Source organism: Chelatococcus sp. CO-6, from assembly GCF_001271345.1.
In the GTDB taxonomy this organism is placed as follows: domain Bacteria; phylum Pseudomonadota; class Alphaproteobacteria; order Rhizobiales; family Beijerinckiaceae; genus Chelatococcus_A; species Chelatococcus_A caeni.
Window position 1 is genome coordinate 2,338,302 of sequence record NZ_CP012398.1, and the last position, 12,386, is coordinate 2,350,687.

The 12,386-nt window shown below is 64.0% G+C and carries 16 protein-coding genes; 8 read left to right on the top strand and 8 right to left on the bottom strand.

Translation table 11 applies throughout. The annotated features are described in order from the left end of the window. Nucleotides 1-46: 46 nt before the first annotated feature. Complete coding sequence (locus AL346_RS10960; protein WP_026015483.1) at nt 47-403, bottom strand: helix-turn-helix domain-containing protein; 357 nt, start codon at nt 401-403, stop codon at nt 47-49. 116 nt (nt 404-519) lie between these two features. Between AL346_RS10960 and gstA the strand changes: the two genes are divergently transcribed. From gstA to AL346_RS10975, 3 genes are read left to right on the top strand one after another with little or no spacing between them, the layout of a single operon-like run. After that, nucleotides 520-1,149: a glutathione transferase GstA gene (gene gstA, locus AL346_RS10965; RefSeq protein ID WP_019404193.1), complete on the top strand. Its 630-nt coding sequence runs from the start codon at nt 520-522 to the stop codon at nt 1,147-1,149. Further along, nucleotides 1,146-1,523, top strand: a complete 378-nt coding sequence (locus AL346_RS10970) for a nuclear transport factor 2 family protein (RefSeq protein WP_019404192.1) — start codon at nt 1,146-1,148, stop codon at nt 1,521-1,523. The genes gstA and AL346_RS10970 overlap by 4 nt, the downstream gene beginning before the upstream one ends. Nucleotides 1,524-1,535: 12 nt before the next feature. After that, nucleotides 1,536-1,763, top strand: coding sequence for a 4-oxalocrotonate tautomerase family protein (locus AL346_RS10975; protein ID WP_019404191.1), 228 nt, complete (start codon nt 1,536-1,538; stop codon nt 1,761-1,763). A gap of 115 nt (nt 1,764-1,878) precedes the next feature. Here AL346_RS10975 and AL346_RS10980 read toward each other — a convergent pair whose 3' ends face one another. The 3 genes from AL346_RS10980 to AL346_RS10990 all read right to left on the bottom strand — a co-directional run bounded on the left by AL346_RS10980 (nt 1,879) and on the right by AL346_RS10990 (nt 4,545). After that, a complete protein-coding gene (locus tag AL346_RS10980; protein WP_019404190.1) occupies nt 1,879-2,331 on the bottom strand; it encodes a PPC domain-containing DNA-binding protein in 453 nt (150 codons plus the stop codon). Between the two features lie 333 nt (nt 2,332-2,664). Then, the gene (locus tag AL346_RS10985) at nt 2,665-3,315 is read right to left on the bottom strand and encodes a DUF5074 domain-containing protein (RefSeq protein ID WP_019404189.1); all 651 of its coding nucleotides are present in this window, start codon (nt 3,313-3,315) and stop codon (nt 2,665-2,667) included. 9 nt (nt 3,316-3,324) lie between these two features. Continuing rightward, nucleotides 3,325-4,545, bottom strand: coding sequence for a helix-turn-helix domain-containing protein (locus AL346_RS10990; protein WP_053193637.1), 1,221 nt, complete (start codon nt 4,543-4,545; stop codon nt 3,325-3,327). A gap of 102 nt (nt 4,546-4,647) precedes the next feature. On the opposite strand from AL346_RS10990, the gene AL346_RS10995 reads away from it, so the two are divergent. Both AL346_RS10995 and AL346_RS11000 read left to right on the top strand, forming a co-directional pair. Further along, nucleotides 4,648-4,941, top strand: coding sequence for a hypothetical protein (locus AL346_RS10995; RefSeq protein WP_019402369.1), 294 nt, complete (start codon nt 4,648-4,650; stop codon nt 4,939-4,941). 2 nt (nt 4,942-4,943) lie between these two features. Then, nucleotides 4,944-5,636: a thioredoxin family protein gene (locus tag AL346_RS11000; protein ID WP_019402370.1), complete on the top strand. Its 693-nt coding sequence runs from the start codon at nt 4,944-4,946 to the stop codon at nt 5,634-5,636. 149 nt (nt 5,637-5,785) lie between these two features. Here the strand turns inward: AL346_RS11000 and AL346_RS11005 are convergent, their stop codons facing one another. Next, nucleotides 5,786-7,909 carry a winged helix-turn-helix domain-containing protein gene (locus tag AL346_RS11005; protein WP_019402371.1) on the bottom strand — a complete coding sequence of 708 codons (2,124 nt, stop codon included), beginning with the start codon at nt 7,907-7,909 and terminating at the stop codon, nt 5,786-5,788. A gap of 146 nt (nt 7,910-8,055) precedes the next feature. On the opposite strand from AL346_RS11005, the gene AL346_RS11010 reads away from it, so the two are divergent. Then, nucleotides 8,056-8,343, top strand: coding sequence for a hypothetical protein (locus AL346_RS11010; protein ID WP_019402372.1), 288 nt, complete (start codon nt 8,056-8,058; stop codon nt 8,341-8,343). Between the two features lie 29 nt (nt 8,344-8,372). On the opposite strand, the gene AL346_RS25575 is transcribed toward AL346_RS11010, so the two are convergent. Further along, nucleotides 8,373-8,555, bottom strand: coding sequence for a hypothetical protein (locus tag AL346_RS25575; protein ID WP_019402373.1), 183 nt, complete (start codon nt 8,553-8,555; stop codon nt 8,373-8,375). Then, entirely contained in the window at nt 8,552-8,887 is a 336-nt protein-coding gene (locus AL346_RS11015; protein WP_245258893.1) for a hypothetical protein, read from the bottom strand. Before AL346_RS11015 ends, AL346_RS25575 begins: the two co-directional genes overlap by 4 nt. Before the next feature lie 394 nt (nt 8,888-9,281). Here AL346_RS11015 and AL346_RS11020 point away from each other — a divergent pair, with 394 nt between their 5' ends. Further along, nucleotides 9,282-9,767: a VOC family protein gene (locus AL346_RS11020; RefSeq protein ID WP_053193640.1), complete on the top strand. Its 486-nt coding sequence runs from the start codon at nt 9,282-9,284 to the stop codon at nt 9,765-9,767. Between the two features lie 87 nt (nt 9,768-9,854). Here the strand turns inward: AL346_RS11020 and AL346_RS11025 are convergent, their stop codons facing one another. Then, nucleotides 9,855-10,709 carry a MipA/OmpV family protein gene (locus AL346_RS11025; RefSeq protein WP_040404496.1) on the bottom strand — a complete coding sequence of 285 codons (855 nt, stop codon included), beginning with the start codon at nt 10,707-10,709 and terminating at the stop codon, nt 9,855-9,857. Between the two features lie 316 nt (nt 10,710-11,025). On the opposite strand from AL346_RS11025, the gene AL346_RS11030 reads away from it, so the two are divergent. After that, a complete protein-coding gene (locus tag AL346_RS11030; protein WP_040404497.1) occupies nt 11,026-12,351 on the top strand; it encodes an ATP-binding protein in 1,326 nt (441 codons plus the stop codon). Nucleotides 12,352-12,386: the final 35 nt, after the last annotated feature.

Genomic DNA, 12,386 nt, shown 5'->3' on the forward strand with positions numbered 1-12,386 from the left:
GGATCCGTCCCGGTGCGCGTGGTCACGGAGCCGTTTCCGCGGCAACTCACATCTCTTGCGGCGCAGCTGCTTTGAGCTTGTGGCCGACTTCGACGATGGCGTCCAGCGCTGGCACCAGTTGCTGGCCGAGCGGTGTAAGGGCGTATTCCACCGAAGGTGGCTTCGTTGGCTGGATGGTGCGCGTGATGACACGGCGGCTTTCCAGCTCACGCAGCCGCTGCGACAGCACCTTGGCGGAAATCGGCGGGATGTCGAGGCGCAGTTCGTTGAAGCGCCGCGGACCCGCGCGCAGGTGCCAGATCACGTTCGGTGCCCAGGCTCCGGCGATGATCGCCATGCATTCGGTCAAAGCACAGGTCTGCGGCGGCGGCGCACTTCGGTTCTTGCGGACTTTGAGGCTCATGCTCTCGACCGGTTACTGCAGGGAAACTCGATTATTTAGTAACCAGCGGAAACTTGGTTGGCAACGGTAACTACGCTGAATAGTGTCCGGCGATCCCCGCAACCAAGGAGGCTTTCATGCGGCTCTATTTCAAACCCGGCGCCTGTTCATTGTCGTCGCGGATCGCGCTGACCGAGATCGGCCTGGCCTACGATGCCTTGAGGGTCGACACCGAAGCCGGCCTGACGGAAACCGGTGCCGATTATCGTGCCGTCAATCCCAAGGGCTATGTGCCGGCTCTCGAACTGGACGACGGCACCATTCTGACCGAGAACCCCGCGATCCTTCAGTTCCTTGCCGACACCCATCCCCAGGCAGGTCTCGCGCCCGCCTACGGCACCCTGGAGCGGGCCCGACTGCAGGAATGGCTCAACTTCACCTCTTCCGAGCTGCACAAGGCATTCGGCCCCTATTTCCGGGGGCACCCGCTCGAGGAGGCGGAAAAGGAGCCGGTCCGACTACGCTTGGTCCGGCGTATGGGAGATGTGGAGCACGGCCTTGCCGATGGCAGGGAGTTCATCCTGGGTGACAGCTTCACCGTGGCGGACGCCTATCTGTTCGTCGTCCTGAACTGGTCGGGCTTCATCGGGTTTGATCTCGCCCGCTGGCCACATGCGGCGGCCTATGTGGCGCGCATCGCGGCCCGGCCCTCTGTCCGCGATGCCATGCGTCAGGAAGGACTTGTCGCTGACGAGGTCGTGGCATGACCCAGGCCTTGAACGACATCTGCGCAGTCCTTCAGGACTATTTCGACGCACTCTATTTCTGCGACGTCGACAAGCTTCAGAGCGCCTTTCATCCCAGGGCGATCTACGCCACCGCTGACGAGACGCCGCTGCTCTATCGCACGATGGAAGACTATGTGCCTATCGTCGCCGCGCGCCAGTCGCCCGCCTCGCGCAACGAAGTGCGGGGCGATCATATCGACGTCATCGATCTGGCCGGCGAAAATACCGCGTTCGCCCGTGTGCGCTGCTCGATAGGCCAGCGCGATTTTGTCGATTTCCTCACCTTGGTGCGCACGGACGGCCGATGGCGGATCATCGCCAAGGTCTTTCAGATCATCGAACGCCAGCCATAGGAAGCGAGCGACATGCCGTATGTGAACATCAAGATCACGCGCGAAGGCGCAACGCCGGAACAGAAGGCCGAACTCATCAAGGGCGTGACCGACCTTCTGATGAACGTGTTGGACAAGGACCCGGCCACCACCTTCGTCGTCATCGAGGAGGTCGCGCTGGAAGATTGGGGAGTCGGTGGTCTTCCCGTCGCGGAATACCGGAAAACGCTCGCCGCGACCCCGGGCCCTCGGCCTCGATAAGCACGGCCATTCCGCGGTCACCCATGAGGGCGTAATCGCCGACGGAAAGGGGAGTCATGGATCCGAGGCGTGACTCAGCCTGATGCGGTGGCCGCCCGGCGGTACGGTTCGATCGTCACGCGCTGCCTTCGGCGGTTCTGATCAGCGGAAGTCCGCTCTCCTCATCCTTCACCCGATGCAGGTGGACGGGGGTCTCGGTGATCACCACTTCCAGGGTGGGCCTCACCTCGGCGCGCGCGAGATGCCCCGCGACGGCGGTACCGTCCCTCTTGCCCAGCACCGCGTGGATGTGGAGGACGGGCGAACGCTCGCTGTCGAGCGCAATGTTGCCGACCATGGCCGCCACCTCGCTCTGCTCCTCGACCGGGATCGGCAGGTATTCCTTCGTCTCCCATTCGAAGAAGGAGAGTTCAGCGCTTCTGAAGGCACCAAGTGCCGTCAGCTGTGCCGCTGAGAGTTTTTCAGCCTCTGCCAGACCCCGCAGGCTCTGCATCACCTCCTCGCCGGTTTTCAAGACGGCGAGGATGGTGCGCAAACCGGCCTGTTCATTAAGCAAGCGCGTCTGCATGTCTTTTCCCTCCCATGTGCTTCACCGGGGACACGTGGCGGCATGGGTCCTTGTAACGGGCCTCATCCCGTTTGGTTCCGCGCCAGGCGATCGAGGGTGTCCGATGACCGATGGCTGCGCACGAAGTGCCGAATGCTGCGATATCGCCTGGACGGATGCGGCGACTGATCGCCGATATGGCCGCGGAACTGCGCGCGCTGATGAGCGGGCCAAGCAGCTCAACCGCCGCTTGCCGCTCCCGGACCTTGTTCCTTGAGATCCGGCGGCATAACTTGAATGGTCGACTTGGAGTGCGTTCCGCCAGGCCCCTGGCTCGCTTCGACGGCCGCGATCTTACGCCCCCTCTGGGCTCCGCCTGGGCCGGCGAACGACTCTCACTTTCCCGCTGTTTCCGCCGCCGCAGAAAAAGCGGTCGCCGCCGTCGGATTCCAGCCCTGAAACGCCGGTCCCCGGGGGCATGTCCAGCCGCTCGAGCACTTCACCCGTCTCGGGATCGATGCGGCGGACCTCGCTCTGGCTGTCTTCCCATGTGCCGTGCCAAAGCTCGCCGTCGACCCATGTGACGCCGGTGACAAATCGATCGGACTCGATCGTGCGCAGCACTTTTCCTGTCTCGGGATCCACCTGATGGATCTTGCGACCGCGATGCTGCCCGACCCAGAGTGAGCCCTCCGCCCAGGCAAGACCCGAATCCCCGCCATTGCCGGGCGCCGGTATCGTGGCGATCACCTCGCCGGTCTTGGGATCGATCTTGCGGATCACGGCATCGGCAATCTGGAACAGGTGCTCGCCGTCGAAGGCGGTCCCGGCATCGGCCGCGATGTCGAGTGATCGCGAGACTTCTCCGCTTTCGGGATCAAGAGCATTCAGCCTGTCGCCGGTGGCGAACCAGACCTGATGGCCATCGAAGCTGACGCCGGCGACGTCATCGATATCGGGAAAGGGCCCATATTCCCGGATGATTTCGGCTGCCGAATGTCTCATGGACCGATCCTAGCCGGAAATTCCCGCGACGGGGAGCAACAAGCTTGTCGGGAATCCCGGCACGCGCGACGCGATCCAGCGACAGGCCCGCCCGCGCCCGAAGACCTCGACCTTGTTGTCCTGGGCAAGTTCTTCGAGCGCCCGCTGCACCGTACGCGGGCTCACGCCGAGCGCCAGCGCCAAAGCGGAGCTGGACCAGGCTTCGCCGTCGCCGAGCAAGGCGAGCACTTCGGCATGGTTGCCTTCGACGGGCGGCGCCAGCACGGCCACGTCACCTGCCGCGTGAGGCTGCAGGACAAACCCTTGTTTGGTCGCGCTCAGGGCCGCCAGAGGCTTGATCGCCTCACGCAGCCGGGCGATTTCGACACGCAGCCGCGCACGCTGCGTCTCGTCGGCATGCCGCGCCCGGAACACGCGTTCGAGAAGCGTTTCGCGCGGTACAACCTCCGGCCACCTCTCCGCAAGAGCGCGGACGAGGGCGAGCAGCACCGGGCGGGTAGCCAGCGGAAGGATCATCGTGCCTGCACGCACGACGTTTCGGCAGGCGTCTACAAGCAGCGCATCGGAGGCCAATAGCGTTTCGACCTCGTCGAGATGGAGCAACCGCGCTCCGTCTCGCGTGATGCAACGCGCGGCCGGCGCCTCGAAGGTTCGCGCCGCCTGGTCGACCTCGGCCGCGAGCGCGGGAATGCGTGCGATGTCCGCTGCCCGCCTGGCCCGTTCCAGGGCGGCTCTTGCCGGCCCTGTCCTGATGCGCCGGATGGCTATGCCCGCCATCACCAGTTCGCGCCCGACGCGCGACGCGCGCGGCAGAATGTCGACGTCGACCTCGCCGAGCACATCTTCGGCCTCATCGAGGCGGCCGATCAGGAGAAGGCGCCGGGCTTCGAGATAGCCGGCGTGCGCGGCGTTCGTTCGGTCACCCGACGCTGCGAGCACCGCCCGCGCTGCATCGAGCGTTTGCAGGGGCCGGCCCAGATCACGCGATACGAGCGCGATTTCGGCTTCGGCGACGATGCAACGCGCGCGGGCCACGGGCTCTTTCGGGCCGAAGGTACGGCCCGCGCGCCGCAGGAGTTCCCTGGCGCGCGTGAGGTCGCCGAGCTGCGCCATCGCGATGCCGCGTAGCGCCAGCGCCGGAGGATCATCGCGCAATGCGACCCTCTTCAACGCGGCGAGCGCGTCGCCGGCCGAGAGGGCGCGTGCCGCGGCCGTGATCAGCGAGTCCATCGAAATCCCGTCACACTTGTAACTCTCACCCGGCCCTTCGCCCGCGATAGCGTCTTCCTATCGCAACCGTCGGAAACGGCGAATTCGACGAGAGGGCCGGAAATGATGATGTTTGCAGCAACAGGGAAGATTGTTCCACGGCCCGGGCGGGCGGTCGATATCGCCGGCCGGCTCGGGCTCGCGGCTGCCCCGACCTTCGCGCTGATGGCCTCGATGTCCGCCATCGGCTCGCCGGGCATGGCGATGTGCTCCGCCGCCTCGGCCTTTGTGGCGATCAACGACATGGCGCTGATGTACCTGCTGATGAGCGTCTTTCACCTGTCGCCGTGGCTGAAGCTCCTTTGCGCCCGTTCGCAACGCTCCGGCACCCCCGTCACCCAAACCGAAGGAGACTGACAATGCAACACGCCGTTGTTTCACGCGAAGACTGGCTGACCGCCCGCCGGGACCTCCTGAAAGCGGAGAAGGAACTCACGCGTCTTCGCGACAAGGTCGCCCGACAGCGGCTCGCCCTGCCGTGGATGCGCATCGACAAGGAATACGTGTTCGACACGCCGGATGGCCCGCGCACGCTGGCCGATCTCTTTGACGGCCGGTCGCAGCTTCTGGTGCAGCATTTCATGTTCGCGCCGGGGTGGAAGGAAGGCTGCCCGAGCTGCTCCTTCATGGCCGACCACACTGACGGCATGAACGTGCATCTGGCAAATCACGACGTCACCATGATCGCCGTCTCGCGCGCGCCGCTGGCCGACATCGAGCGCTATCGCAGGCGCATGGGCTGGCAGTTCAAATGGGTGTCGTCCTTCGGCAACGACTTCAACTACGATTTCCGCGTCAGTTTCACACCCGAGGAGGTCGCCACCGGCCATATCGACTACAACTTCGGCGAATGGCGGGAAACTGGCGAGGAATGGCCCGGCGTCACTGCCTTCTACAAGAATGAGGCGGGTGAGGTCTTCCGCACCTACTCCACCTATGGGCGCGGCGTCGAGGTGATGATGGGCACCTATAATATGCTCGACCTCGCTCCGAAGGGCCGCAATGAAGTCGCGGGAATGGACTGGGTGCGACGGCACGATCGATACGCGTAGCCGTCCTGGAGAGCAGTGGCCGATGACCGGCTAGCAAGGGGGAAATGAGGTGATTGCCGGGCCCCACCAGGACCCGGCAATCGCGATTTCTGGTGCTTGAGGCAGACGGCGGCCCTCATACCCCCGACGATCCGCCGCGGACCACGTCCTCAGTCTGCCTGCGAGAACGCAAATGCTCCGCGCGCGTCGATCCATATCAGCTCATTTTCCGCGGCTTTCGTTCCGCCCGGGTTGTGGACCACGGTCCCGCAAAACCTCACGCCCCCTGACCAGACGTAACAAACCGCATCGTCGTCGATCTCGACCTTGCCGTTGATGATCGTGCCCCAGTCGCCGGACAATGTGGCGATGCCTTCCGCCGTGATCGACGCGGCACGTTCCTCGCCGGTCGCGAGCGAGCGTCCGTGCAATCGGTGACCGAGGAAAAGGTCGCGCACTGCAGCGGGCGGCAGCCTGTTCTTGGCGAGTTCGTCCAGAGACTTCGGCACACCGGCCAGAGCCAGGCCCTCTTTGAGGCGCTCGCGATCCCCGAAGGCGGTGTAGTCGAAGCTGACCGCTGTGGCGATGGTGACTGGAACGCCGCCGCGTCTCAGCCTGACCTCGTTGAAACGAGACAGCGCGGACCGTGCGTCCTGTCCGCGGCCGAGATGCGCATAAGCGGCCGCCAGCAGCAGCAGGCACTCCGCATCGGGGCTATATTCGACGACGCGCTCCAGAGACGTCGCGGCTCCCGCGAAATCGTCTAGGCTGAACTGCATCAGCCCAAGCACGAACCAGAAATAGGGCGGAGAATGAGGGTCGAGCCGCATGGCTGTCCGCATATGCGGAACCGCGTCGCGCGGTCGACCGGCCGACGTCAGTATCAACGACATGACCGCATAGTTCCAAGGCTCTCCCGGGTCGAGTGCAATTGCTTGCTGGATTTCCTCGAGCGCCCGCGCGTGCTTCCAGTTCATCTGCAGCAGGGTTGCCGCCACCTGATGCGCCAGAGCGGTTGGGCGCTTCTGCGCCTCCAGAAGGTACCGCCTGGCGCGAGCCAGGGATTCGCTGGCCGGAATGCCCAGTCTGTAGCTCCAGAGCGCATTGGCGGCCTGTGCGTAGACGAGCGCGAGCGCGGCGTATGCACGCCCATAGTCGGGGTCCAACTCGATCGCCCGCTCGAAGTAGGGAACTGCCGCCGCATAACCCTCGGGGGTCGTCCGCCTGTAGTGGTTCCAGCCCTGCAGGAATGCGTCGTATGCCTCAGGCACGCCGGTTTCCGCCCGATGCAAGGTGGTGCGTTCGGCGTCGGTCAGCCGCAGCGACAGGACGCCGACGACGGCGCGGGTCACCTTGTCCTGCAAGGCAAAGATATCGGCGACGGGAGCGCTATATCGCTCGGCCCACTGCTGTCCGCCGGTCGCAGCATCGACAAGGTGGACGTTGACGCGAACCTGATCGCCCGCGCGCTGAATGCTGCCCTGCAGCACATAGCGCACGCCGAGCTCCTGCGCGACGTCCCGAATTTCGACCGGCTTGTCCTTGTACGTAAAGGTCGAGTTGCGGGCGATGACGAACAGACCAGAGACCCGGGACAAGTCCGTGATCAGGTCGTCGACAATTCCGTCGCTGAAATAGTCGTCGGTCCGGTCCAGGGTCAGGTTCGTGAACGGAAGGACGGCGATTGAGGGCTTGTCGGGCAGTGGCAAGCGCGGCTCGAAATCCTGGCTCCACGGGCGAAGCCAGCCCGCCGTGCCGGCCACCATAAAAAGCATGACCAAGGCCATTGCCGCAGCGGTCGCTCGCCATTGCCACCGCCGCGGAATGGTGCTGGCCGGGGCGATCGTATGTCGGGCGACAGCCGGCTCGGTCGGCATACGGTCCATGGGCGCGGGCCCGGCAATCGCAGCGGCTATTTGCGCGCCCGTTGAAGCGGAGAGGTCCGGCTCAATATCCGCCGGCCGAGCAGGCGTGCTCGCAACCTCGCCTTCCTCAACCGCAAGCGGACCGGCGAACCGATAGCCGACCCTCGGGAAGGTCGCGATCCATTCCTCACCAAGCCGCTTCCGCAGGGCGGCGATCTGGACCGTGAGGTTGCTCTCCTCCACGCAGCTATTCGGCCATGCCGCGTCCATCAAGGCGGACTTGGTCACCACCTGCCCACGCGCTTCAGCGAGAGCCCGGAGCAGCGCCAGCGGTTTCCTTCCCAGGGAAACGGGAACGCCGCGCTCCAGCAGAACACCGCGCCCTGTATCGAGCAGAAAGGGACCGAACGAGAAGCGCTGAGACGCCATAAACCATCATACCGCTTTCGGGAAAACTTCGGGATCATTTCGGAGGGATTTCAGGACGGGCCATGGCGGATGGCGGACCTTTGTCGACGGTCGGGCGGACGACGACAGCCGTCCGAATCCGTTCCTAACAACGCATGAGGTTGGCCATGATGAAGGAAGCATTCGCGACCATCGTAGCCGCCGGCATCACGGTCATGTCCAGTTCCGCGATGGCCGATGCGTCAAAGGGCGCTCCGATATACATCGGCGCCCGATCGACGGCACCCGAGCAGGAAACGTTCGGCTATCTAGTGAGACCCGGGGACACCCGCCGGCTGGCTTTCATTGGCCCCGCTCGCCATATCGATCGCGTCACAGGCGACCCCGAGAAGGACACGATCGCTTACACGCCCGTGCTCGAAGTGCTGGCGTCATTCTGTGTCGAGCGCGAGTAATCGGGGCCCGGCCAGAACGAATGGCTTGCCTAGCGTATGATCGCCAGGGCCATCGACAGAAAGGCGAGCGTGGCGAGGCAGGCGCGTGCGACATGCGACCATTCCCAGATGTCGCGCATCTGCCGCCAGTCTGCATCGGGCGAGGCGAAGAGTCCGAAGAACAGCTTGCCTGCGCCGACAAGCTGCGTGTCCTTCAGCCAGGCATTGTTCACAGGGTGGGTAACGGCCCAGTAGACGGCTGAGCTGCCAGCAGGAAACCGAGCGCGGCAGCGGTCCACCAGAAGCGCTCGGTGGCGGCCGGCGTCAGGAAGAGCAGGACGGCGAGGGCAAGCATGCCCCCGAACTCGCCGATCAGACCGCCGATCGTAAATCCGGGATAGTAGATCGCCTGGACCGCGCGATAGGTGGGCTCGTCCAGGCGGGTTTTTCCAGGGAATTCGAGTGCATGAGCCAGGGCGAGGCCCATTGTCACCGCCACCAGGAGAAGCGCCAGCAGGGAGAAGGCAGACATGGCACCAGAACCGCTTTTCAGGGACCTCGACATGCAGTCTCGCAAGCCATTCTGCTATCGGAGCTGGCACGACAGCCGCTGCTTCAAGCACCCTAGCGAGCGAGCTGGCTGGCAATAATGACAAAAACACAGAGAATTCTGCCAAGTTCCGCGCAAATGAGGCGGCGGAAGGATTCTACGACTATCCTGATTGCGATCGCAGTCCTCTCCCGCGCGGATCATTCGGACGAATTACGCTGCTGGTCGATGCTGCCGATCCCATGCGCCGGCCGGTTCGGGCGAGGGAGGCGACCCTCGATGGCCGCGCGACGCCGCGACGAACGGCTTCGAGGGACTGGTCAGGAAAGGTCGAGATCTTCCATGGACCGTTCCCGCTGTCCTTCGTCTGGCTGCCGGCTTTCCGCGAGGCGAAGCAAGGAGATGAGAGATGAGCAAACTCGTGACCTGTCTGTGGTTCGACTATGGCGAAGCACTCAAGGCGGCGGAATTCTACGCGGCTACTTTTCCTGACAGCCGCGTCGGTCGCGTCAATGCGGCGGCGGCCGATTATCCCGGCGGCCGCGAAGGCAATGAGTTGACCGTCGAGTTCACGGTGCTGGGGCGGCCGTTCCTGGGCCTGAACGGCGGCCCGAATTTCAAGGCAAACGAAGCCGTCAGCTTCATGGTCCTGACCGAGGATCAGGAAGAAACCGATCGCTACTGGAACACGATCGTCGGGAATGGCGGCGCCGAGAGCGCCTGCGGCTGGTGCAGAGACCGGTGGGGCTTCTCCTGGCAGATCACGCCGAAGCGGCTGATGGAGCTGACGACGAGCTCGGACCGGGCCAAGGCCAAGCGCGCGATGCAGGCGATGATGACGATGCGGAAGATCGACATCGCCGCCCTCGAAGCCGCCGTGGGAGAAGCGACGTAGCACGGGGTGTCAGGTCATTTGCGCGCCGATCGTTCCTGGCGAGCGGCTCGTCGATAGCGCCGGCCGCCGGCTTGATCTGCCGGGGCGTCAGAACCTGTAGCCGATGACGGCCGAAACGGAAGGCTGCAGCTTCTTTTCCACGATCGGGCTGTCGGCGGCGTCGCCGGCCAAAATCCCAAGCCCTGTCTGGCCGCGCACGAGCCAATGTTCGTCCAGGAGATAGGTCGCGGATGCCGAGACATTGATGCGCTTGAGGCCGGCCTTGGCCTTGTACTCGGGCAGGCCGGAAGCTGCAGCCTGCATGGCATTGACGCCGAAATAGGCCTCCATGTGCTTGTCATTTGCCACGATCGCCTCGGCTTTGGCGCCAAGGATAAGCTTTTCGGTCACAGGGGCCGAATAGCCGATCCCCAATGTGCCGATAAGGCTTTCGCTGCCGTCGATCGTCTGATCGACTGCGGCATAGAACTCGAGCGGCCCCCACTTGTAGGCCGCCTTGAGCCCGACCGTGGCGGCAAAGTCGATGTCGCCCAGGCCTCGGAGCCGGGCATAATCATCGGCATCTCTGCCCGACTCGTAGCCGACCTTTCCGGACAGCGAGAAGCCGCTGTGCCTGACGGGTGTGACGGTGACTCCCTTGGGATCGATCTGGAGCCATTCGCCATAGGTCAGAAGGACGAGAGGAACGGGGCCGATCTCGAAATCACCGCTGCCTTCATATTCAGGTTCATACTCGCCGCCGCCCCCGATGATCAGGCTCCATTTCCGGCTGGTCTGCTTCTGGACGGGGCGTTGGTTGAACCGTTCCTGGTCGAAGGCCGGTTCCGGTGCCCGTCCCGGAAGATCGGCGGCCGTTGCGCCGGCCGCCATCCCCATGACCCCTGCCGCAAGGCCGAATGCACGAGACGGCAGGCGCCAATTGTTCCGAACGATCAAGGACATGGGTGCTCCAAAGCGAGATGCCGTGCCGCACGGGTTCCGCCGGCGGCGACACGCGACATCACTTTTCACGGGGGCACCCGCTCCGAGCGTGTCTTTATGTTTCGCTTTGTTGCGAAGGAGAAATCGGAGGCCGAGCCCAGCGGGTCGCAAGGCGTGCCCTGGCCATTCCGCGTGCTTCAGTCAGGGGGCCCACGCATTCATGAGGTCAGCGGCCGGCCTCGAAATAAAACTTAACAACCATCCTCGCTCGGGCGCGAACCCGTCGTGCTATAAAACCGGAGCTTTTCAGAAGAAGCGGGCAGCCGACGAAGGGGTCGTGAGATTGCGTGTGCCTCCCGGCCTGAGGACCATCCATGGGCAGATCACGGCTCTCGCCATACTCGCTCTGCTGATCATCGTCGCCCTGGCGGGGCCCATGCTCGAGCGCTGGGTTCGGAATGACGACAGGGAGCTGGATATTGAACAGGTCGCTGAACATATCCAGGCCATAAGCGGGCTTTTGGCGGTCGCGGCGCCAGACGAAAGAGACGTCATCCTTGGCGCCGCCCGGCGGGCGGGTTGGGAGACGACGCTGCAGCCTTTGTCTCTCAGCCAGGAATTCACGACGTCGTCGCCTCGGGAGGCCATCCGGGATCGGGCCATCGAATGGCTGTTTCCTCCCCATAGTTCGATCTCCCCGCTGGGGGGCTGGAGAACCTTTCTGAACGGAAATCGCGTCGTGGCCATGCAGGTGGACGATGCAACGATGCTGGTTGCGCCCATTTCGTCCGACCCGTTTCTGACGAGCGACTTCATCGGACGCGGGTCATATTACCTGGTCGCGCTGGTCACCCTGATCTTCCTTTTCTCCGCCTTTGCCGTCTGGGCGATCATGCTGCCGCTCCGGCGGATATCCCTGGCAGCCATGAATGCCGATATCTCGCAGGACGGGGAGGTGTTCGAAGAGCGCGGCAGCATCGAGATCGTCGCGTTGGCCAAGGCTCTGAACAGCATGCGCAAGCGGATCGCCATCATGGTCGAATCCCGAACCCGCATGTTGCGTGGCATCAGCCACGACTTGCGGACGCCGCTGACGCGATTACGCCTCAAGGCTGAACGCTTGCCGGCGGACGCCGCTCGGGACGCAATGCTCTCCGATATCAGCCATATCGACCGGCTGCTGGGGGAAAGCCTCGATTATCTGCGCGACACTTATCGGAAAGAGGATGTCGAGCGGACGGACATCGCCAGCACCCTGCAGACGATCTGTAGTGAATTTGCCGACGTCGGCTTCGATGTCACCTATCGGGGGGCGAAAAGGCTGGTCGTGGACTGCAAGCCGCTCGCAATCACGCGTGCCGTTACGAACCTCTGCGACAATGCGACCAAGTTCGCGAATACGGTCAAGGTCGAACTGGGAACGCATGCCGGAAAGGTCATCATCGATGTCGTCGATGATGGCCCGGGTATCCCCGAAGCGGACCGGAGGCGTGTGCTGGAACCGTTCTTCAAGGGCGATGCCGCCCGCAATGATGCGAACAGCGGCTTCGGGCTGGGGCTTTCGATCGTCGCCGAGATCGTGCAGGCCCATGGGGGCGAACTGGAGCTTCGCGACCGCCAGCCCAACGGTCTTGTCGTCAGACTGATGCTGCCCACGCGTTAGGGCGTGGACCGTGCACCAGGCCCGCGAGCCGCCAG